Origin of the sequence: Burkholderia sp. AU31652 (genome assembly GCF_002223155.1) — a bacterium.
Lineage (GTDB): Bacteria > Pseudomonadota > Gammaproteobacteria > Burkholderiales > Burkholderiaceae > Burkholderia.
The window spans coordinates 1,178,868-1,200,951 of sequence record NZ_NKFG01000005.1; the positions used below are offsets into that span (position 1 = coordinate 1,178,868).

Annotated in this window: 17 protein-coding genes and 2 pseudogenes; 14 read left to right on the plus strand and 5 right to left on the minus strand. The window is 67.9% G+C overall.

Annotated features, from left to right (window positions below):
- Positions 1–173: 173 nt before the first annotated feature.
- On the plus strand, positions 174–2,423 hold the full coding sequence (locus CFB40_RS22890) for a putative bifunctional diguanylate cyclase/phosphodiesterase (RefSeq protein ID WP_089432459.1): 2,250 nt from the start codon (positions 174–176) through the stop codon (positions 2,421–2,423).
- 27 nt (positions 2,424–2,450) lie between these two features.
- On the opposite strand, the gene CFB40_RS22895 is transcribed toward CFB40_RS22890, so the two are convergent.
- Together CFB40_RS22895 and CFB40_RS22900 are read right to left on the minus strand one after the other, a co-directional pair.
- Entirely contained in the window at positions 2,451–3,518 is a 1,068-nt protein-coding gene (locus CFB40_RS22895; protein ID WP_089427844.1) for a diguanylate cyclase, read from the minus strand.
- Positions 3,519–3,585: 67 nt separating this feature from the next.
- Entirely contained in the window at positions 3,586–4,590 is a 1,005-nt protein-coding gene (locus CFB40_RS22900; RefSeq protein WP_089427843.1) for a chemotaxis response regulator protein-glutamate methylesterase, read from the minus strand.
- A 341-nt stretch (positions 4,591–4,931) separates the two neighbouring features.
- Here CFB40_RS22900 and CFB40_RS22905 point away from each other — a divergent pair, with 341 nt between their 5' ends.
- The gene (locus CFB40_RS22905) at positions 4,932–5,360 is read left to right on the plus strand and encodes a hypothetical protein (RefSeq protein ID WP_089432460.1); all 429 of its coding nucleotides are present in this window, start codon (positions 4,932–4,934) and stop codon (positions 5,358–5,360) included.
- A gap of 47 nt (positions 5,361–5,407) precedes the next feature.
- On the opposite strand, the gene CFB40_RS22910 is transcribed toward CFB40_RS22905, so the two are convergent.
- Positions 5,408–5,632: a hypothetical protein gene (locus tag CFB40_RS22910; protein ID WP_039357299.1), complete on the minus strand. Its 225-nt coding sequence runs from the start codon at positions 5,630–5,632 to the stop codon at positions 5,408–5,410.
- A 327-nt stretch (positions 5,633–5,959) separates the two neighbouring features.
- Between CFB40_RS22910 and CFB40_RS22915 the strand changes: the two genes are divergently transcribed.
- From CFB40_RS22915 to CFB40_RS22930, 4 genes are all read left to right on the plus strand, one after another.
- Positions 5,960–6,649: a DUF969 domain-containing protein gene (locus CFB40_RS22915; RefSeq protein ID WP_089432461.1), complete on the plus strand. Its 690-nt coding sequence runs from the start codon at positions 5,960–5,962 to the stop codon at positions 6,647–6,649.
- Positions 6,646–7,596: a DUF979 domain-containing protein gene (locus tag CFB40_RS22920; protein ID WP_089432462.1), complete on the plus strand. Its 951-nt coding sequence runs from the start codon at positions 6,646–6,648 to the stop codon at positions 7,594–7,596. The genes CFB40_RS22915 and CFB40_RS22920 overlap by 4 nt, the downstream gene beginning before the upstream one ends.
- A 10-nt stretch (positions 7,597–7,606) precedes the next feature.
- Positions 7,607–8,629 (plus strand): DUF2891 domain-containing protein, encoded by a 1,023-nt coding sequence (locus CFB40_RS22925; RefSeq protein WP_089427839.1) that lies wholly within the window; start codon positions 7,607–7,609, stop codon positions 8,627–8,629.
- 115 nt (positions 8,630–8,744) lie between these two features.
- Positions 8,745–9,068: a hypothetical protein gene (locus tag CFB40_RS22930; protein ID WP_089432463.1), complete on the plus strand. Its 324-nt coding sequence runs from the start codon at positions 8,745–8,747 to the stop codon at positions 9,066–9,068.
- Between the two features lie 39 nt (positions 9,069–9,107).
- Here the strand turns inward: CFB40_RS22930 and CFB40_RS22935 are convergent, their stop codons facing one another.
- On the minus strand, positions 9,108–9,932 hold the full coding sequence (locus tag CFB40_RS22935; RefSeq protein ID WP_089432464.1) for an IclR family transcriptional regulator: 825 nt from the start codon (positions 9,930–9,932) through the stop codon (positions 9,108–9,110).
- 186 nt (positions 9,933–10,118) lie between these two features.
- Here CFB40_RS22935 and CFB40_RS22940 point away from each other — a divergent pair, with 186 nt between their 5' ends.
- Positions 10,119–11,774 carry a GMC family oxidoreductase gene (locus CFB40_RS22940; protein WP_089432465.1) on the plus strand — a complete coding sequence of 552 codons (1,656 nt, stop codon included), beginning with the start codon at positions 10,119–10,121 and terminating at the stop codon, positions 11,772–11,774.
- 128 nt (positions 11,775–11,902) lie between these two features.
- Positions 11,903–12,154 (plus strand): annotated as a pseudogene (locus CFB40_RS22945) (MFS transporter); the annotation flags it as partial.
- Positions 12,155–12,164: 10 nt separating this feature from the next.
- Here CFB40_RS22945 and CFB40_RS39505 read toward each other — a convergent pair.
- Entirely contained in the window at positions 12,165–12,419 is a 255-nt protein-coding gene (locus tag CFB40_RS39505; RefSeq protein WP_373452686.1) for a transposase, read from the minus strand.
- 11 nt (positions 12,420–12,430) lie between these two features.
- Between CFB40_RS39505 and CFB40_RS22955 the strand changes: the two genes are divergently transcribed.
- From CFB40_RS22955 to CFB40_RS22990, 6 genes and pseudogenes are all read left to right on the plus strand, one after another.
- On the plus strand, positions 12,431–13,633 hold the full coding sequence (locus CFB40_RS22955; RefSeq protein ID WP_089432466.1) for an RNA-guided endonuclease InsQ/TnpB family protein: 1,203 nt from the start codon (positions 12,431–12,433) through the stop codon (positions 13,631–13,633).
- Between the two features lie 63 nt (positions 13,634–13,696).
- A pseudogene (locus CFB40_RS22960) lies at positions 13,697–14,590 on the plus strand (MFS transporter); the annotation flags it as partial.
- Between the two features lie 514 nt (positions 14,591–15,104).
- Entirely contained in the window at positions 15,105–16,520 is a 1,416-nt protein-coding gene (locus CFB40_RS22970; RefSeq protein ID WP_089432467.1) for an NAD(P)/FAD-dependent oxidoreductase, read from the plus strand.
- Between the two features lie 180 nt (positions 16,521–16,700).
- Positions 16,701–18,122 (plus strand): amino acid permease, encoded by a 1,422-nt coding sequence (locus tag CFB40_RS22980; protein WP_089432468.1) that lies wholly within the window; start codon positions 16,701–16,703, stop codon positions 18,120–18,122.
- 252 nt (positions 18,123–18,374) lie between these two features.
- Positions 18,375–21,311, plus strand: a complete 2,937-nt coding sequence (locus CFB40_RS22985) for a molybdopterin oxidoreductase family protein (protein ID WP_089432469.1) — start codon at positions 18,375–18,377, stop codon at positions 21,309–21,311.
- A gap of 16 nt (positions 21,312–21,327) precedes the next feature.
- Complete coding sequence (locus CFB40_RS22990) at positions 21,328–22,074, plus strand: 4Fe-4S dicluster domain-containing protein (RefSeq protein WP_089432470.1); 747 nt, start codon at positions 21,328–21,330, stop codon at positions 22,072–22,074.
- Positions 22,075–22,084 lie beyond the last annotated feature (10 nt).

Sequence of the window (22,084 nt, forward strand, 5' to 3'; positions counted from 1 at the left end):
GTGGATGCGCCGCTTGTCACGGATTGGTGTTAAATGTATTTCGGCGCGTGTTGGCACCGCGCGCAATACGGGGCGCACCGGGCATCGGCGTAAACCCGGAGCGAAATACGGCACGAAGGATCGAAAACGAATCGGGCGCATCAGACCCGATCGGACAGACGGCAGGATTCAATTTGAATACCGAACCGCAAAGTTCTCGTTACAGTCTCGGGCTCGCGGCGGAAGTGCTCGCATCCGAGCAAAGCGTGCTGAGGCTGATCACGCGCAACACACCGCTGCCGGAGCTGCTCGTCGAGGTCTGCCGGCGCGCCGAGGCGTTGCTCGGCGACGGCGCGTCGTGCACGATCCTGCTGCTCGACACCGACGGCGTGCACGTGCACGTCGGTGCCGCGCCATCGCTGCCCGTGCGGTACAGCGCGGCGATCGAAGGCGCGTCGATCGGGCCTGCGGCCGGCTCGTGCGGCACGGCGATGTACCTGCGCCGGATGGTCGTCGTCGAAGACATCGAAACCGATCCCCTGTGGGCCGACTACCGGGCCGTCGCATTGCCGCTGGGCTTGCGCGCGTGCTGGTCGGTGCCGTTCCTCGACGAAGCGGGCGTCGTGCTCGGCGCGTTCGCCGTCTATTACCGCACGCCGCGCCGGCCGGGCGACGAGGAAACCGAACTGTTGCGCGACATCGGCAACAGCGTCGGCCTCGCGGTGCACCAGGACCGGATCGCGCGACAGCTCGCGCGCAGCGAGGAACATCATCGGCTCGTGGTCAACAGCCTGAACGAAGGGATCCTCGTGGTGTCGCGCGACGGCATCGTCATCGCGAGCAACCCGAGTGCGAACCGGATGATGCGCGTGAGGGGCGACCTCGTCGGCCGCCGGCTGTCGACGGTGATCCTGCGCAAGCTGCACGAGGACGGCACGCCGATCGCGCCCGACGACTGGCCGAGCCGGCGCGCGCTCGAGACGGCCACGCCGATGCTCGGCTACACGGTCGGCTTCGGCCTGGCGGACGGCGACATCATCTGGGTGCGCGGCAACGCGGTGCCGATCGTGAGGCCGGGAGAGACGCAGGCCGATTCGGTGCTCGTGTCGTTCAACGACATCGGCCCCGTGCGCGAAGCGCAGCAGCAGTTGCGCTACCTGGCGACGCGCGATGCGCTGACGGGCCTCTACAACCGCCGCTGGCTCGGCGACCGCATGCGCGAGCTGTTCGGCGGACACGATGCGGCGGGCGGGCCCGCACGCGTCGCGATCCTGTTCATCGATCTCGTCGGTTTCAAGAAGGTCAACGACACGGCCGGCCACGACGCCGGCGACGCGCTGCTGCGCAGCGTGGCCGCGCGGCTCGCGGCGTGCGGCGGCGGCCAGTACGCGCTGACGCGGGTCGGCGGCGACGAGTTCGTGATCCTCGTCGACGACTGCGACGATCCCGACCGGCTCGCGGTGCTCGCGCGCGAGGTGATCGACGCGATCGCGAAGCCGTTCGCGATCGCGAACAACGAATACTGGCTCGGCGTGTCGATCGGGATCAGCGTCGCGCCGCGCGACGGCGACGATGCCGTCACGCTGATGCGCAATGCCGATTCGGCGATGTATGACGCGAAGCAGCGCGGCCGCAACCACTTCACGTTCTTCACCGCGCAGCTCAACCTGCGGCTGCAGCGCCGCTTCGCGATCGAGCAGTCGCTGCGGCGTGCGCTGTCGTCGGACATGCTGCGGCTCGCGTATCAGCCCGTCGTCGACGCGCGCAGCGGCCGCACGGTCGGCGCCGAGGCGCTGTTGCGCTGGACGAGCCCCGAGCTCGGGCCGATGTCGCCGGCGGAGTTCATTCCGGTCGCGGAAGATACGGGGCTGATCGTCGCGATCGGCCAGTGGGTGCTCGAAACCGCGTGCCGGCAGGCGGCCGAATGGCGCCGCACGATCGCGCCCGACCTGATGCTGGCCGTCAACCTGTCGCCGCGGCAGTTTCACGAAGGGCTCGTCGAATCGGTCGGTCGCTGCCTCGCGCAGACCCGGCTCGATCCGTCCGCGCTCGAACTCGAGATTACCGAAGGACTGCTGATGAACGACACGGAAACCGTGCTGCCGATGCTCGAGGCGCTCACGGACATGAACGTGCGAATCTCGGTCGACGATTTCGGCACCGGCTATTCATCGCTCGCGTACCTGAAGCGCTTTCCGCTGCACAACCTGAAGGTCGACCGCTCGTTCGTGTCGGGCGTGCCCGATCATCACGACTCGGTGGCGATCACGCAGGCCGTGGTCGCGATGGCGCATTCGCTCGGGATGAAGGTCACGGCCGAAGGGGTCGAGACGCAGGCGCAATCGTGGTTCCTGCAGCAGATCGGCTGCGACATGCAGCAGGGCTATCTGTTCAGCCGGCCGCTGGACCCGAGCGACTACGCGCGCCGGCTCGGCGCCGTGTGAGCGCGACGCGCGTTCGGCGTTCGGCGCTCAGTCGACGGGCGGCCCGCCGAACCCGCCGGGGACCGGCGCCGTCGGCGTCGCATCGATCTCGACGCGGTTCTTGCCTGCGTGCTTCGCGCGATAGAGCGCACGGTCGGCCGCTTCGATCAGCAGCGTCGTCGGCAGGCCGGGCATCGGCACGATGCTCGCGCCGCCGATGCTGATCGTCACGGTGTTGCCCGTCGACGAATGCGCGTGCCGCAGCCGCAGCGCCTCGACCGCGAGGCGGATCTTCTCGCCGAGCAGCCGCGCGGCGCCCGGCGACGTGGCCGGCATCACGACCGCGAATTCCTCGCCGCCGAAACGCGCGGCGAGATCGCCCGACTGGCCGAGGCAGCGCTCGATGGTCGACGCGATCTGCTTGAGCACGCTGTCGCCCGACACGTGGCCGTACGTGTCGTTGTACAGCTTGAAGTTGTCGACGTCGATCATCAGCAGCGACAGTTCGCTGCGCTCGCGCGTGCCGCGCCGCCATTCCGCGGCGAGGTATTCGTCGAGATAGCGCCGGTTCGACAGCCCGGTCAGGCCGTCGGAATGCGTGAGGCGCCGCAGCTCGAGATTGGCTTCGAGCAACTGCTGCTGCGATTGCCGCAGCGCGCGGTAGGCCTCGTCGCGCTGCAGCAGGTTCATGTACGAGCGCGAGTGGTAGCGCACCCGCGCGACGAGCTCGATGCGGTCGGGCAGCTTCACGAGGTAGTCGTTCGCGCCGGCCGCGAACGCGGCGCTCTTGATCACGGGCTCTTCCTGCGTCGACAGCACGATGATCGGCACGTCGCGCGTCGCCGGATTCGCGCGGTACGCCTTCACGAGGCTCAGCCCGTCGGTGCCGGGCATCACGAGGTCCTGCAGGATCACGGTCGGCCGCGTCTCGATCGCGGTGGCCATCGCGTCGTCCGAACGTGGGCAGTAGTGGAAATCGATGCCTTCCTCGTCGACGAGCGCACGCCGCACGGCTTCCGCGACGATCGTCTGGTCATCGACCAGCAGCACCATCGCCGGCACGTCGACGGGCGGCGTATAGGGGCCGCCTGGCGGGCGAGTCAGGTCAATGGTCATGATCGACGCGGGTTGTTGCGGTTGTTGCAGGAGCAGGCATGGGTGTTGCGCGTGTTCATCGTCGGGCTCAGATTTTCGCGAGCGCCGCCAGCTCGCCCGCGATGCGCCCGAGCGGCAGGATCGCGCGCGCCGCGCCGAGTGTCGCGGCCGCTTTCGGCATGCCGTAGACGGCGCTCGTCGCCTCGTCCTGCGCGATCGTATGGTAGCCCTTCATCCGCAGCGCCTTCAGGCCGATCGCGCCGTCGCGGCCCATGCCGGTGAGCAGCACGCCGATCACGCGGCCGGGCCAGTGCTCGGTCAGGCTGTTGAAGAACACGTCGACCGACGGGCGATACGGCGTGGCGGCCGGCTCGCGCGTGTATTCGAGCGTGCCGGCACGGGTGATGCGCAGGTGGTCGTCGGTCGCGGCGAGCAGCGCGACGCCCGGCTGCGGGCGGTCGCCTTCGCGCGCGACGCGCACGGCGAGCGGTGTCTGGCCGTCGAGCCATTGCGCCATGCCTTCGGCGAACGCGCGGTCGACGTGCTGGACGATCACGATCGGGGCGCTGAAATCGGCCGGCAGGCCGCCGAGCACCGACGCGAGCGCGCCGGGGCCGCCGGCCGATGCGCCGATCGCGACCAGCGGGCCGCCGCCGGCGCGGGAGGCCGTGCCGGCGACGCGCGTGCCGCCGGGCGCGTCGAGCAGGCGGCCGATCTGGTCGATCTTCGCGAGCAGCAGGCGGGTCGTGTCGCCGGCCGCGCCGTCGCCGAGCCGCGGCGTATCGACCGCGTCGAGCGCGCCGGCGCCCATTGCCTCGAACACGCGCCAGGCATTCGCGCCGATGCAGCTCGTCACGATCAGGATCGCGCACGGTCGTTCGGATCGCATGATCCGCCGCGTCGCTTCGATCCCGTCGAATTTCGGCATGATCAGGTCCATCAGCACGACGTCGGGCGGCTGCGCGGCGCACAGCTCGACGGCTTGCGCGCCGTCGGTCGCGACCCACAGCACGCGGTGCTCGGGCCGGCGCGCGATCGCGCGGCGCATCGCCTCGACGGCAAGCGGGAGGTCGTTGACGATGCCGATGTTCACAAGCGGAATTCTCCGGTCGGTTCGTAGTGTTGGAGGTGGGCCGGGTTCATGGAAGGGGCTGCCTGTTCGGCGCCGCCGGACGGCATCGGCGGCCGGACGGCACGGCATTCTTTTGGGTTGGCGACGCCCGCATGCTGTCATGCGGCGCGGGCGGCGGCAATCGAAAAATTCGCGCATGGTGCCGTTTCAGTGCGTTTCCTCTATGACGACGCGGTGTTTGCCGACAGCAGGGGAGCCGGGTCGGCCCGCGCATGCCGGTCCGGCGGTTTCGGCACGACCGGCCGCGCAAGCCGGCATGTTACCGTGGCGGCTTCGATAATAATGACGGGGGAGAATGCCGGATGACCGTGCCCGATACCCTGCTGGTCAGCCGCGATCCGTACGCGCCGGTCGTGACCGAGCACGACGGCCGCTTGCTGTACCGGATCCCCATCGAGAGCGGGCATGCGTCGTTCCACCGCGATTTTCCGGTCGATCCGGACGCGGTGCGCGTGCTGTGCGACGACGCCGAGCGCTTTTACTTCCTGTTCGCGGCGCTTCACCATCCGTACCAGCTGCGCGCAACGAACCTGTCCGACGCGGAACGCGAACGCTACTTTCGCACGATCCTGTTTGCCGGCCGCGACGAGGTCGAAGCGTTCATGACGGAACTCGACCGCGCCAGCAACGGCGCGGTCGCGAACCTGCTGAGGATCTTCACACAGGCCGACTACCGGCAACTGCGCGCGGGCCGGTGGTTCGACATGGGCGCCGGTACGCCGGCCGCGTAGCGCCCGCGCCCGCCCGTCATCCGCTTCGACGGGCGAGGGCCGCACCGTCAATGGCTGCGCGCGTACCCCTGGATCAACGCGCGCATCATGCCTTCGACGGTCGCGTCGAGCAGGTCGGCTTCCTGCTCGGACTCCTCGACGAGCGCGGCATACGCGGTCGCGAGCGTCACGCGATCGACCTCATGGCGTTGCTCCATCAGCGTCACCATCCCGTCCTTCGCCAGATGAGCGGAGAACGCGCGGCTGCCGATGGTCTGGAATACGTCAATCATGGCGGCTCTCCCGTCCGTTGCCGATGCTTTCCAGTGTAGTCGGCGCACCGGGGCTCCGCCACGCGCGGCGGGCCGCTGCATGCCGCCGACCGGGGCGCTGACGCGCGTGCCGCAACCGGCGCGTTCGCGTCCCCCGTTTCCTCCGATGAAACTCCACCGACACCTGGCCCGGGCACGGCGTTCGCACACTTCAACGTTTACCCGGAGCAGTAAATTGTCGACTTTTTGTCGATAAAGTCTCGTGTTAGATTGCGCCGTCAGAGCCCGGTCCAAACCGGGCAGGCGGCGCGTTGCCAAGGCGCCGTGCATTCGACACAAGGAGGAGCAATGCTGGTGCTGATTGGGGTGCCGATCGTCGTGATCGGTTTTGCGCTGCGCTTCAATGCGCTGCTGGTGGTCACGATCGCGGGGCTCGCGACGGGGCTGGCGGGCGGGCTGAATCTCGTCGACATCGTCAGCGCGTTCGGCAAGGCGTTCACCGAAAACCGCTACATGGGGCTCATCTGGCTGACGCTGCCGGTGATCGCGCTGCTCGAGCGCAACGGGCTCAAGGAGCAGGCGAAGCGGATGATCTCGCGCGTGCAGGCGGCGACCACGGGCCGCGTGCTGATGCTGTACTTCGTGCTGCGCCAGGCGACGGCCGCGCTCGGTCTCACGTCGCTCGGCGGCCATGCGCAGATGGTGCGGCCGCTGATCGCGCCGATGGCCGAGGCCGCCGCGGTCAACCGGCATGGCGAGCTGCCCGAATCGGTGCGCCAGCAGATCCGCGCGCATGCATCGGGCGCCGACAACGTCGCCGTGTTCTTCGGCGAGGACATCTTCATCGCGATCCAGTCGATCCTGCTGATCAAGGGCTTTCTCGAACAGAACGGCATCGCCATCGAGCCGCTGCACCTGTCGGTGTGGGCGATCCCGACCGCGATCGCCGCACTCCTGATCCACTGCACGCGCCTCGCGCTGCTCGACCGCCGGCTCACGCGCGGCTTCGGCCTGGTGGCGCAGGAGGGCGCGCGATGATCGGCCTCGAATCGCTGTACACGCTCGCGGGGCTGATGTTCGCCGCGTTCGCCTTCTTCAACCTGACCGATCGCACGAACCCGCGCCGCATCGTCAATTTCGCGTTCTGGGCGATCTACGCGCTCACGTTCCTGTTCGGCGCGCTGCTGCCGCATTTCGTGACGGGCTGCCTCGCGATCGCGCTCGCGGTGATCGCCGGTTCGGGCAAGCTCGGGCGCGGCACGTCCGACGAAGCCGGGGAAGCGGCGGCCGTGCGGCGCGAGACGCTCGCGCAGCGTTTCGGCAACAAATTGTTCCTGCCCGCGCTGCTGATTCCGGTCGTCACGCTGATCGGCACGTTCGCGTTGAAGCTCGTGCCGTTCGTCGAGCAGAAGAGCGTGACGCTGATCTCGCTCGTGCTCGGCACGCTCGTCGCGTTCGCCGTCGCGCTCGCGATGCTGCGCGATTCGCCCGTGCATGCGGTGAAGGAGGCACGCCACACGATGGACGCGGTCGGCTGGGCCGCGATCCTGCCGCAGATGCTCGCGGCGCTCGGCGCGCTGTTCGCCGTGGCCGGTGTCGGCGGCGTGGTGTCGGGGCTCGTGAAGGCGTGGGTGCCGATCGATTCGCCGTTCGCGGTGGTCGCGGCCTACACGGTCGGCATGGCGTTGTTCACGATGATCATGGGCAACGGCTTCGCCGCGTTCCCCGTGATGACGGCCGGCATCGGCCTGCCGCTGATCGTCCACCAGTTCCACGGCAACCCGGCGATCGTCGGCGCGATCGGGATGCTGAGCGGCTTCTGCGGTACGCTGATGACGCCGATGGCCGCGAACTTCAACATCGTGCCGGCGGCGCTGCTCGAACTGAAGGACAAGAATGGCGTGATCAAGGTCCAGTGGCCGACGGCCTTGCTGCTGCTCGCCGTGAACACGCTGCTGATGTACGCGTTCGCATTCCGCTTCTGACGAGATCCCCATGACCGACCGACTGACCCCCGAACTCGCCTCGAAATTCGCGTCGCTCGCGCTCGCGCACCTGACCCGCGAATATCCGAACAAGCTCACGCATTCGCTCGAAGGTCCGCACGACGTGCAGGGGCCGCGCGCGCTGCACCCGATCTTCTACGGCAGCTACGACTGGCACTCGTGCGTGCACGGCTACTGGCTCGTGCTGCGCGTGCTCGAACGCTATCCGGCATTGCCGGAGGCCGAACGCATCGTCGCGATCGTCGACGCGCACTTCACCGACGCGAACGTCGCCGGCGAGCGCGCGTATCTCGCGCGGCCGCACAACGCCGGTTTCGAGCGGCCGTACGGCTGGGCGTGGCTGCTCGCGCTGTCCGCGCAACTGGAGCGGCTCGCGCTGAAGGGGGCGATGCCGCAGGCCGCGCGCTGGGCGAAGACGATGGCGCCGCTGACCGACCTGTTCGTGTCGCGCTTCGAGACCTTCCTGCCGAAAGCGACCTATCCGCTGCGCGTCGGCACGCACTTCAACACCGCGTTCGCGCTGGCGCTCACGCTCGACTTCGCGCGCGACACGCAGCGCGACGGGCTCGCGGCGCTGATCGTCGATACCGCGAAGCGCTGGCACCTGAACGATGTCGCATGCCAGGCGTGGGAGCCGTCGGGCGACGAATTCCTGTCGCCCGCGCTGATGGAGGCGGAGCTGATGCGGCGCGTGCTGCCGGCTGCCGAATTCGACGGCTGGTTCGCGCGCTTCCTGCCCGATCTCGCGCGCGGCGAGCCGGCGACGCTGTTCGAGCCGGCGACGGTCAGTGATCGCAGCGACGGCAAGATCGCGCACCTCGACGGGCTGAACCTGAGCCGCGCGTGGTGCCAGCGTGCGCTGGCCGGGGCGCTGCCGGAAGGCGATGCGCGGCGCGCGAAGCTGCTCGACGCGGCCGACCGGCATCTCGCGAGCGCACTCGCGCACGTGGCCGGCGACTACATGGGCGAGCACTGGCTCGCGACGTTCGCGTTGCTGGCGCTGGAGGCGTAGCGCGCGAAACCCCGCCGGCGGCAAGGTCTTCGGCGCGCGGCTATACTCGCCGCTCGGGCCGTATCGCAGAGCATGCGTTGCGCGATGCGGCCATCTGTTTCCTTGCCGCCTCGCCATGGACAAGCTTATTTCCTACGTCGCCGCGATCCACGGACTCTCGGGCCCCGTGTCGATCGTGTCGCACACGACGTCGCACGACCGCTGGACCGACGACGACGTCGAAGTCACGCGCGACGAAACCGAATACCGCTTCGACAACGGCGCGATCGTGCGTCGCTCGGTCGAGCAGGACCGCGCGCCGTCCGACCTGCTGTGCGCGGAATGCTGGATCGACTACGACGTGCTCTGCCATCCCGATGCGCATGCGATCGGCCCGACGCGGATGACGTTCGACAACGCCTGCCGCGAAACTTTCTGGCTGCGCTACCACCTCGCGTGAACGTGTGGCGGCATAGCGGTGCGACCGCGCGCGGCCGCATCAACCCGGCGGCGCACCCTCAGCCGCATGCAGCAGCGGCGCGAGCCGCGTCGCCGCTTCCCGCATCTTCGGCACGTTCTCCAGCAGGTCGTTGAGCGTCGCGCGCGCGGTCGGCGCATGCACGGCGAGCGCCGCGAGCACGCGACCGCTTGCTGCCTCCTTCACCGGCACTGCAACCGCCACCATCCCGCGCACGAATTCCTCGTTGTCGATCCCGACGCCGCGCGCGGCGAGCCGGTCGAGCTCGGCCGCGAGCAACTGCGCATCGGTCAGCGTCCGGTAGGTCATCTTCTTCAGCGTGAGCCGCGCGAGCATCGCGTTGCGCTCCAGCGCATTCAGCTGCGACAGGAACAGCTTGCCGCTCGCCGTGCAATGCAGCGGCACGCGCATGCCGGGCCGCATCTCGAGCCGTAGCGGCTCGGTCGTCTCGACGCGTTCGACGTACAGCACCGTGTCGCCGTCGAGCGCGGTGAGGTTGCAGGTTTCGCCAAGCACGTCGACGAGCGAGCGCAGCACCGAGCGGCAGCCGCGCGTGAAGGTGTTGTTCGACAGCGCCGCGAGCGCGAACTGCGCGGCGCGCGGGCCCAGCGCGATGCCGCGATCGTGGCCGCGCGAGTCGGGCATGTGGATCACGTAGCCGCGCGTTTCGAGCGATTCGATCAGGCGCAGCAGCGTCGCCTTCGGGATATGCAGCCGCGCGGCGAGCTGCGACAGCGTGTAGGGCTGACCGGCCGACGCGAGCGCTTCGAGCACCGCGAGCGCGCGCAGGACGCGCGCGTCGTCGGCGGGCGCGCCATCGGGCGGCGCGGGGGCGGTTTCGCGCATGTGTCTCCTCCGTCGGGATCGGCGTGCGTCCCGGCATGGTGTGTGCGAGGGAAATGAAACGAATTGAACGGTTTTTGTACCACATTCGCGGCGTGGACAATAAATCGGCTTGTATGCGTTCCGTGTGCTCAATAAATTTGGACGAAACATACCGGATTTTTCCAAAACCCCGGAACGGAGACACGAATGACACGCAGCTTCGACTATGTCGTGGTCGGCGCGGGATCGGCCGGTTGCGTCCTCGCCAACCGGCTGTCCGACGGCGGCCGCCATACGGTGTGCCTGCTGGAAGCGGGCCCCGCCGACCGCTACATGTGGATCCACGTGCCGATCGGGTACGGCAAGACGATGTTTCATCCCGTGTACAACTGGGGCTTCCATACCGATCCCGATCCGAACATGCACAACCGCCGCCTGTACTGGCCGCGCGGCCGCACGCTCGGCGGCTGCAGCTCGATCAACGGGCTGATCTACGTGCGCGGGCAGCAGCAGGACTACGACCATTGGGCCGCACTCGGCAATCGCGGCTGGAGCTGGCGCGAGTGCCTGCCGTATTTCCGCAAGCTCGAACACAACACGCTGGGCGACGGGCCCACGCGCGGCACCGGCGGCCCGCTGTGGGCGTCCGCGATTCGGCAGCGGCACGAACTCGTCGATGCGTTCGTGGCCGCGTCGAACCGGTTCGGCGTGCGCACGGTCGACGATTTCAACACGGGTGACCAGGAAGGCGTCGGCTATTACCAGCTCACCACGCGCAACGGGCTGCGCTGCTCGACGGCGGTGGCGTACCTGAAGCCCGCGCGCGGGCGGCCGAACCTGCATGTCGAAACCGATGCGCAGGCGCTGAAGGTGCTGTTCGACGGCGCGCAGGCGTCCGGCGTGCGGTACGTCCAGCATGGCAAGGTGCATGAGGTGCGCGCGCTGCGCGAGGTGATTCTCGCGGCCGGCGCGCTGCAATCGCCGCAACTGCTGCAGGTGTCGGGCGTCGGGCCGGCCGCGCTCTTGAACCGGCACGGGATTCCGGTCGTCGCCGATCGCGCGGGCGTCGGCGAGAACCTGCAGGATCACCTGCAGATTCGTCTGATCTATGAAGTGACGAAGCCGATCACGACCAATGACGAACTGCACTCGTGGATCGGTCGCGCGAAGATGGGGCTGCAGTGGGCGCTGTTCCGCGGCGGCCCGCTCGCGATCGGCATCAACCAGGGCGGGATGTTCTGCCGTGCGCTGCCGGACGAATCGGCGACGCCGGACATCCAGTTCCATTTCTCGACGCTGTCGGCCGATTCGGCCGGCGGCAGCGTGCATCCGTTTCCCGGCTGCACGTATTCGATCTGCCAGCTGCGGCCCGAATCGCGCGGCACCGTGCGCATCCGCACCGACGATGCGCGCGACGCGCCGTCGATCCAGCCGAACTATCTCGACACCGAGCGCGACCGCCGCACGACGGTGGCCGGCGTGCGCTTCGCGCGCCGCGTCGCGGCCACCGAGCCGATGGCGCCGCTGATGAAGCGCGAGGTGCGGCCGGGCGCGGACGCGCAGACTGACGACGAGCTGCTCGAGTTCTGCCGGGAATACGGGCAGACGATCTTCCATCCGTCCGGCACCGCGAAAATGGGCGTCGCGAGCGATCCGCTCGCGGTCGTCGACGAGCGGCTGCGCGTGTACGGCACGCGCGGGTTGCGCGTGGTCGACTGCTCGATCATGCCGACCCTCGTATCGGGCAATACCAACGTGCCGATCGTGATGGTCGCCGAGAAGGCGTCCGACATGATCCTCGAGGACGCGCGCGCGGCCGATCGCGGCCACAGCGTCGCGCCGGCCGCCGAGGCGCTCGCGTAGGGCGTCGCCCACGCATCACCCGCGTGGCCCGTGCGCCTGCGCCCGGACGGCCGCCGCGCGTTCATCGATGCCCCCGCCGGTACGGCGCCGGGGCAGGTTGCGGCGCATCCTTACCTGGAGAAGCTCGCATGGCAATCGATTCCCGGGTCGTCCGACGCGTGGCCGCGGCCAGCGTGATCGGCGCGACCGTCGAGTGGTACGACTTTTTCCTGTACGGCGTGGTCGCCGGCATCGTGTTCGACAAGCAGTACTTTCCGGCCGGCGACGCGTTCGTGTCGACCTACGCGCAGATCGGCATGTGGGCGCCGGTGCTGCTGCTGACGCTGCGCGTGCTGCAGGGCATCGGCCCGGGCGGCGAGTGGGGCGGCGCGGTGCTGATCTGAATGCGCGTTAAACCTCGTCCTTCAGGGCGGGGAACGATAGCGCGGACGCCGTAGGGGTCCTTTCGGGCGGCGGGTGGGGCGTTTTCTGTTGGTCGATGTATTTGCGAACGATTTCGACATGCGCTTCGCCACAACTTCCGACGAAATATGACGGAGACCCCAGCGCGCCGCCCCACAACCTTTTACGAATGCTCGAGTAGCACTTGAAAGACGTAATAGCGACCACGTCGAATGGCTTGACTCGCTCTTGTGGGCCGGACATACAATCGTCCGATGCGACGACTCCAGGCCTTCAAGTTCGAACTGATGCCGAACGGCGAGCAGCAGCGCGATATGCGCCGCTTCGCCGGATCGTGCCGGTTCGTTTACAACAAGGCACTGGCGTTGCAGAAGGAGAACTACGAGGCGGGCGGCAAGTTCATTGGCTACGTAGCAATGGCCAAGCATCTGACGGAGTGGCGTAACGGAGGCGAAACGCCATGGCTCAAGGATGCCCCCGTTCACCCGTTGCAACACGCCCTCAAGGACATGGAGCGGGCCTACAAGAACTTCTTCGCCAAGCGAGGGGCGTTTCCGAAGTTCAAGAAGCGCGGCCAGCGCGACAGTTTTCGCTACCCGGACCCCAAGCAATTCAAGCTCGACCAGCCCAATGGGCGCATTTTCCTGCCCAAGCTGGGCTGGATGCGGCTGAGGCTGTCGCGTCCCGTGCTTGGCGAACTGCGCAACGCAACGGTCAGCTTCAACGCGGGCAAGTGGTGTGTCTCGATTCAGACCGAGCGCGAGGTCGAGCAGCCGGTGCCCGATGCCACCAGCGTGATCGGCATCGATGTTGGCATTGCCCGCTTCGCCACGATGAGCGACGGCACGTTTCTCACACCGCTCAACAGTTTCAAGAAACATGAGGCTCGTCTGCGTCGATGCCAACGTGCGATGAGCCGCAAGGTCAAGTTCAGCAATAACTGGAAAAAAGCCAAGGCCAGAGTCCAGCGTATCCATACGCGCATCGGCAATGCTCGCCGCGACTACCTGCACAAGGCCACGACCACGATCAGCAAAAACCACGCGATGGTGTGTATCGAGGACTTGCAGGTTCGGAATATGTCCAGGTCGGCGGCGGGCAGCACCGATGCGCCTGGCAAGAACGTGCGGGCCAAGTCCGGTCTGAATAAGGCCATCCTCGACCAAGGGTGGTTCGAGTTCAGGCGGCAGTTGGAATACAAGCTGGCCTGGAATGGCGGCTGGCTGGTGGCGGTGCCGCCCGCGAATACAAGCCGGACGTGTCCGGCTTGTGGATACGTGAGTGCGGATAACCGGACCACGCAGGAAAAATTCGCCTGTGTCGAATGCAGTTACGAGGAGAACGCCGATGTCGTCGGCGCTCTGAACATTCTGGCGCGGGGACACCGCGTTGCAGCCCGTGGAGAGCCGGTGCAGTCGGGCCGCTCGATGAAGCAGGAACCCGCCGAGGCGATCTGAGATAAGCATTATCGTTTCAGACGCGGCAGGAATCCCCCGTCTTCAGGCGGGGGAGGATGTCAAGGCTACGAGTACGCGCCGCCGCACCGGCGCGGGCTGTATGCGAGCCTGCCGCAGATCGGGCTCGCGATCGGGCTGTGCCTCGCGGCCGGCGTGGTCGCGGCGCTGTCGCGTGCGCTGTCGGACGCCGCCTTTCTCGCGTGGGGCTGGCGCGTCGCGTTCGCGGCGTCGCTGCTGCTGGTGGCGGTCGGCTTCTACATCCGCACGCGGGTTGCCGATACGCCCGAGTTCGTCGCGCTCAAGCGCCAGCGGCGCGATACGAAGCTGCCGGTCGTCGAGCTGCTCGCCAACTATCGTCGGGCGATCCTGCTCGGGATGGGCGCGCGTTATATCGACGGCGTGTTCTTCAACGTGTTCGCGGTGTTCTCGATCGGCTACATGACGCGCAACCTGTCGATCTCGCGCGGCGACGCGCTGCTCGGCGTGATGAGCGCGGCCGTCGTGATGTGCGTGTTCATCCCGGTGTTCGGCGGGCTGTCCGACCGGCTCGGCCGTGCGCGCGTGTACCGGTGGGGCGCGACGCTGTGCGGGCTGTCGGTGCTGCCCGCGTTTTGGCTGTTGCAGACGCAGTCGACCCACCTGCTCGCCGTGTGGCTCGCGCTGGTGATCCCGTTCGGGATCTTCTACGCGATGGCGTACGGGCCGGAAGCCGCGCTGTTCGCGGAGCTGTTCGACGCGAACGTGCGTTACACGGGGATTTCGTTCGTCTACCAGGTGTCGGGCATCTTCGCGAGCGGGCTCACGCCGATCGTCGCGACCGCGCTGCTGCGCGTGAACGGCGGGGCGCCGTGGCTCGTCGGGGTTTACGTGATGTTGTCTGCACTCCTGTCGATCGTGTCCGCGCGGGCGATCGAGAAGCGCGGCGGCGTGGACGGCGTCGCGGTGCGGGCGATGTGACAGCGGGTGGGGTGGGGCGCGGGGTCGTATCGGCGGGGCGGTCGTCGGTCGGTGCCGTGCCCACACCTGAGCCGACACCCGAGCCCACGACGACGGCCACGGCTACGCCAACGCCCATGCCCACGCCAACGCCGCTGACCGTTGCCGTCAGCAGGTCGTCCGATGCTGCCGGCTGATCGATTTCCCGGTGGTGACAGGCCCGCGCCGCACCCCTTGCCGATCGCGACCCACCACCGGCTGCCCGCCATTCGGCCGCCCACACGCTGGTCCAAGCGAATCCGGTCGACTGGCCCTACCTGCGACAAATCGGCCTGCCTACACTTTCCTCGACAGATCGCCGCATTGAAGCATCTGCACACGATCGACCCGAAGAGAACGATCAGGAGACAGGCATGACCAACAGGCAGTCGGCAGCATTCGCCCGTGCGGCGAGCGTGCGCCCCGCATCAGTCAGTCGAATCGCCTCGCGCGCCCGTTGCGGCGTGGCAGGCCAGCCCGCGTCGGAGGTCTGAGCATGTCGACCCCTTCCATCGAACGCACCGCGAGCGGTTTCAACGGCGGCCGGCCGAACGACACGCGTTACGACCCGACCTACGATCCGCTCGTGTCGCCGGGGCCCGGGTGCGGCCGGCAGTACGCGCCGACCTACTGGGTCGCGACGGCCGGCACCCCGCCGCCCGACGACGGCCCCGTGACGCGCGATCTCGATGTCGACGTCGCGATCATCGGCGCCGGCTACACGGGCCTCGCGACCGCGCTGTGCCTCGCGCGGGACCACGGCATCAAGGCCGTCGTGCTGGAAGCCAACCGCACGAGCTGGGGCTGCAGCAGCCGCAACGGCGGGCAGGGGCAGAACGCATCGGGCCGGCTGTCGCGCTCGCAGTGGATCGAGCGCTGGGGCAAGGACGTCGCGCTGAAGATGCACGACGAGATCCTCGAAGGCTTCGAGAACTTCAAGTCGCTCGTGGCGGAAATCGACTGCGACCCGCAGCCGGGCGGCCATTTCCTGATCGCGCATCGTCCGCGCATCATGGCCAAGCTCGCAGCCGAGGCGAAGGTGTGGAAGGACGTGTTCGGCTATCCGTCCGAACTGCTGAGCGCCGAAACCTTCCGCCGCGAATTCATCAACGACCACGAAGCGGCCGGCGCGCTGCACGAGCCGGAAGGCATCGGCATCCACGCGCTGAAGCTCGCGTTCGGCTACCTGCGCCTCGCGCGCGAAGCCGGCGCGAAGGTGCATACGAGCAGCCCGGTGCTCGGCTTCGAGACGATCGACGGCATGCACCACCTGCGCACGCCCGGCGGCGTCGTGCGGGCCCGCGCGGTCGGCATCGCGACCGGTGCGTATACCGCGCAGACGCTGCATCCGTCGCTGCGCAGCAAGGTGATGCCGATCCTGTCGAATTCGATGGTCACGCGCCCGCTCACCGACGCGGAGATCGACGCGTGCAATTTCCGCACGACGCAGGTGCTGACCGACACGCGTACGCTGCGCTTCTACTACCGTTTCCTGCCGGATCGCCGCTTGCAGATCGGCAGCCGCAGCGCGATCACCGGTGACGATGCGCCGAACCCGCGTCACTTCGAATTGCTGAAGGACGGGATGGCGCGCAAGTTTCCCGCGCTGCGCGGCGTGGAGATCGACTACTCATGGTGGGGCTGGGTCGACGTGAGCCACGACATGATGCCGCGCGTGTGCCAGCCCGACCCGCGGCAGTCGGTGTACTACGCGCTCGGCTACGGCGGCAACGGCGTGTCGTACTCGCAGCAGGCCGGCCGCCGGCTGGCCGAGCAGATCGCGGGGAAGGGCGCACGCCAGACGCTGCCGATCTTCACGTCGCCGCTGCCTGGCCACCCGTTCGCGCCGTTCCGGCGCCTCGGGCAACGGATGCTCTACCTGTCTTACTTCAGGAACGACGAAAAGCCCTGAACGTAGTGCATATCGCCCGGCGTGACACAACGCGCGCCGGGCTGTCGAACACAATAAAAGCAATAGAAATCCGTGCGGCCGGGGCTGCAGGCGCCCCTGCACGCGCCGTCGCCGGCGGCGCCCGCGCTCACCCGATGGTGGTGTGCGGGCGGCGTCCGGACAACTGGATATGGAGAAGACATGCAACCCTCGAATCAGAGTGACCTGAAGTGTGGGCTCAAGCAGCGCCACATGACGATGATCGCGCTTGGCGGCGTGATCGGTGCCGGGCTGTTCGTCGGCAGCGGCGTGGTGATTCAGCAGACCGGGCCGGCCGCGATCCTGTCGTTCCTGATCACGGGCGGGCTCGTCGTGCTCGTGATGCGGATGCTCGGCGAGATGGCATGCGCGATGCCGGCCGTCGGTTCGTTCTACGAGTACGCGCGGCTCGCGTTCGGCAACTGGCGCGGGCCCGGCAAGATGGCGGGCTTCCTGACCGGCTGGATGTACTGGTATTTCTGGGTGATCGTCGTCGCGCTCGAAGCGGTGGCCGGCGCCAAGCTGATCCAGTTCTGGCTACCCGATACGCCCGCATGGATCATCAGCCTCGCGCTGCTGGTCGTGCTGACGCTCACGAACCTGATCTCGGTCGGCAGCTACGGCGAGTTCGAGTTCTGGTTCTCGTCGATCAAGGTCGGCGCGATCATGGTGTTCCTGTTCCTCGGCGGCCTCTACGTGCTCGGCCTGTGGCCCTCGTCGATGCACACGACGTCGGTGCTGCCGACGCTGCTCGGCCACGGCGGCTTCATGCCGCTCGGCATCGGGCCGGTGATGAGCGGGGCGGTCGCGGCGACCGGCTTCTACTTCGGCGCCGAGATCGTCACGATCGCGGCGGCCGAGGCGAAGGAACCGGCGAAAGCGGTTGCGAAGGCCACCAATTCGGTGATCACGCGCGTGCTGGTGTTCTACGTCGGCTCGGTCGCGCTCGTCGTGGCGCTGGTGCCGTGGAACTCGCATCAGATGGCCACGCCGTACGTGAGCGCACTCGAAGTGATGGGCCTGCCGGCTGCCGCCAACGTGATGAACGCGATCGTGCTGACGGCCGTGCTGTCCGCGCTCAACTCGGGCCTCTATGCGGCGTCGCGGATGCTGTTCGCGCTGACCCGCCACGGCGACGCGCCGGCCGCGCTCGCGAAGGTCAACAAGCGCGGCGTGCCGGTGCGCGCGATCCTGCTTGGCACGGTGTTCGGCTACGTGTCGGTGGTGATGTCGTACGTGTCGCCCGATACCGTGTTCGCGTTCCTCGTCAATTCGTACGGCACCGTCGCGCTGTTCGTGTACGTGCTGATCGCGTTCTCGCAACTGCGCCTGCGCAAGCGCCTCGACCCGGTGGCCGCCAGCAAGCTGCGCGTCAAGATGTGGGCGTATCCGTACCTCACCTGGGTCGCGATCATCGGGATGGTCGGCATCCTCGTCGCGATGGCGTTCATCCCCGACCAGCGCAAGCCGCTGTGGCTCGGTGTCGCCAGCCTCGGCGTACTGGTCGTCGCCTACGGGCTCACGCGCCGCAGCCGCCGCGAGCATCTCGACGACAGCGAACTGCTCGCCTATCCGCCGCGTTGATGCCGGGTAATGCGCGCTAACGCCTGACGCCGAAGGCCCGGCCCGCGTGCCGGGCCTTCGTGCATGCGGCTGCCGGCCCGAGCCGATGGATGACCGGGGCAACTATCGGCGCAACTATCGGGCCGACCGATAGCACCGATCAGAGGATGCGACTTTATGTCGGCCGCGTGCCGGCATAGCATGGATGAACCGATTCACGGGTGCGCCCGCCGGGCGCGCCCTCATCCGCGAATCCGCGAACGAGGACAGACGATGGAACATCGGGCACGCGAGCGGGACGAGCAGGCCGAGATCAAGACGACGACGTGCTACATGTGCGCGTGCCGCTGCGGCATCCGCGTGCACCTGCGCGACGGCGAGGTGCGCTATATCGACGGCAATCCCGCGCATCCGCTGAACCAGGGCGTCATCTGCGCGAAAGGTTCGTCCGGAATCATGAAGCAGTATTCGCCCGCGCGGCTCACGCAGCCGCTGATGCGCAAGCCGGGCGCCGAGCGCGGCGACGCGCAGTTCGAGCCGGTGTCGTGGGAGGTCGCGTTCGACGTGCTCGAAAAGCGTCTCGCGCACCTGCGCGCCACCGACCCGAAGCGCTTTGCGCTGTTCACCGGCCGCGACCAGATGCAGGCGCTCACCGGCCTGTTCGCGAAACAGTTCGGTACGCCGAACTATGCGGCGCATGGCGGGTTCTGCTCGGCGAACATGGCGGCCGGGATGATCTACACGATCGGCGGCTCGTTCTGGGAATTCGGCGGGCCCGATCTCGACAACGCGAAGCTGTTCTTCATGATCGGCACCGCGGAGGACCACCATTCGAATCCGCTGAAGATCGCGCTCGGCAAGTTCAAGCGCGCGGGCGGCCGCTTCATTGCGATCAATCCGGTGCGCACCGGCTACGCGGCGATCGCCGACGAATGGATTCCGATTCGCCCCGGCACCGATGGCGCGCTGTTCATGGCGCTGATGCACGAACTGATCGCGCGCGACGCGTTCGACCTCGAATTCGTGTCGCGCTTCACGAACGCGGCGGAGCTGATCGACCAGCGCGACGGCGCCGACACGTTCGGGCTGTTCGTGCGCGACGCCGGCGCGCCGGAGGTCAACGCGCTGTATCCGCAGAACCGGATGTGGTGGGACACGAAGACGAACCGCGCGGTGCTGCATCACACGGAAGGCGCGGCGCCCGCGCTCGACGGCCGCTATACGCTCGACGACGGCACGCCCGTCGCGCCGTCGTTCACGCTGCTGCGCGAACAGGTGGCCGAATGCACGCCCGAATGGGCAGCCGACATCACCGGCATCGCGGCCGACACGATCCGCCGCCTGGCGCGCGAGATGGAGACGGTCGCGCGCGACCACGCGATCGCGCTGCCGGTGCGCTGGACGGATTCATGGGGCAAGGAACACGATTCGGTGAAGGGCGCGCCGATCGCGTTCCATGCGATGCGCGGGCTCGCCGCGCATTCGAACGGCTTCCAGACGATCCGCGCGCTTGCCGTGCTGATGTCGCTGCTCGGCACGATCGACCGGCCGGGCGGCTTCCGGCACAAGGCGCCGTATCCGCGCGCGGTGCCGCCGTCGGCGAAACCGCCGAACGACCCGGCGCAGATCAGGCCGAACACGCCGCTCGCCACCGGCCCGCTCGGCTGGCCCGCGGGCCCCGAGGATCTGTTCGTCCATCCGGACGGCACGCCCGCGCGGCTCGACAAGGCGTTCTCGTGGGAATACCCGCTCGCGGTGCACGGGCTCATGCATTCGGTGATCACCAATGCGTGGCGCGGCGATCCCTATCCGATCGACACGCTGCTGATCTTCATGGCCAACATGGCGTGGAATTCGTCGATGAATACGACGGAAGTGCGCAAGATGCTGGTCGACAAGCGCGACGACGGCGAATACCGGATCCCGTTCCTCGTCGTGTGCGATGCGTTCGCGTCGGAGATGACGGCGTTCGCCGACCTGATCCTGCCCGACACGACCTACCTCGAACGGCACGACGTGATGTCGGTGCTCGACCGGCCGATCTCCGAATTCGACGGGCCGGTCGACTCGGTGCGCGTGCCGGTCGTGCCGCCGACCGGCGAATGCAAGCCGTTCCAGGAAGTGCTGATCGAACTCGCGAGCCGGCTGAAGTTTCCGGCCTTCACGACCGCGGACGGGCAACGCAAGTTTCGCGACTATCCGGATTTCGTCATCAATTTCCAGACCGCGCCCGATTCCGGCACCGGCTTCCTGATCGGCTGGCGCGGCAAGGACGGCGACAAGGCGGTCGTCGGCGAACCGAACCCCGACCAGTGGAAGCGCTACGCGGAGAACAACTGCGTGTACCACCACCGGCTGCCGGAGCCGCTGCAGTACATGCGCAACTGCAACGGCCCGTACATGCAGTGGGCGGTCGACAACGGGATGCGCAAGTTCGGCGTGCCGATCGTGATCCAGCTCTACTCGGACGTGATGCAGAAATTCCGGCTCGCCGCGCAAGGCCGCACGTCGGGCCGCCAGCCGCCGGACCATCTGCGCGAGCGCATCGCGCGCTATTTCGATCCGCTGCCGTTCTGGCATCGGTCGCTCGAAAGCGGGCTGACCGATGCGGGCCGCTATCCGCTCGCGGCGATCACGCAGCGGCCGATGGCGATGTATCACTCGTGGGATTCGCAGAATGCGTGGCTGCGGCAGATCCATGGCGAGAACCACCTGTTCGTGAACCCGGTCACGGCCGCCGCGCAGCAGATCGACGACGGCGCGTGGATCTACGTCGAATCGCCGTGGGGCAAGGTGCGGTGCCGCGCGCGCTACAGCGAGGCGGTCGAGCCCGGCACCGTATGGACCTGGAACGCGATCGGCAAGGCGGCCGGCGCGTGGAACCTCGGGCCGCAGGCGGGCGAGTCGCAGCGCGGCTTCCTGTTGAACCACGTGATCACCGACGAGCTGCCGGATGCGGCGCGCGGCGGTGCGCGGATGTCGAACTCCGATCCGATCACGGGGCAGGCCGGCTGGTACGACGTGCAGGTGCGGATCTATCCGGCCGAAGCCGATGCGGCGACGACCTTGCCGCAGTTCGCGCCGATGCCGGCGCTGCCGGGCACGCCGCGCGTGCTGCAGCGCGTGCAGGCGTATTTCGCGGGAACCGGTGCATTCGCCGCGCGGCTGCGGCGCGCGGCGTCCGCCGGCCCGAAGTCTGAAGATCGCTGATCGAAGGAGCACCACCATGACCCAGATGGCCCTCGTCATCGACCTGAACGTGTGCGTCGGCTGCCATGCCTGCGTGACGAGCTGCAAGGAATGGAACACGTCGGGCGAAGCCGGCAGTCTCGCGGATATGCGCCCGTACGACGACGATCCGTCCGGCACGTTCTTCAACCGCGTGCAGACGTACGAAGCGGGCGTGTTCCCGATGACCGACACGATCCATTTCCCGAAGTCGTGCCTGCACTGCGAGGATCCGCCGTGCGTGCCGGTATGCCCGACCGGCGCGAGCTACAAGCGCAAGTCGGACGGGATCGTGCTGGTCGACTACGACAAGTGCATCGGCTGCAAGTACTGCGCGTGGGCGTGCCCGTACGGCGCGCGCGAGCTCGACGAAGGCCGCAAGGAGATGACGAAGTGCACGCTGTGCGCGGACCGCATCGACAACCAGGCGCTGCCCGAACGCGACCGCAAGCCGGCCTGTGTGCTCGCGTGCCCGACGTCGGCGCGACTGTTCGGCGACGTGCACGATCCGGAGTCGGACGTGTCGCGCGCGATCCGCGAACGCGGCGGCTATCAGCTGATGCCCGAATGGGGCACGCGGCCATCGAACCATTACCTGCCGCGCGTGAAGACTGAAGCATCGTGCGGGTGCGGAAGTAGCGGCGGGTGCGGCAGTGCATCGAACGGCATCGGCGAAGACGATTCATTCGAGGCTCGCGCGGCACGCGGCGACATCGATCTCGTGTCGCTCGCGACTCAGCGCTGAACGCGCAGCC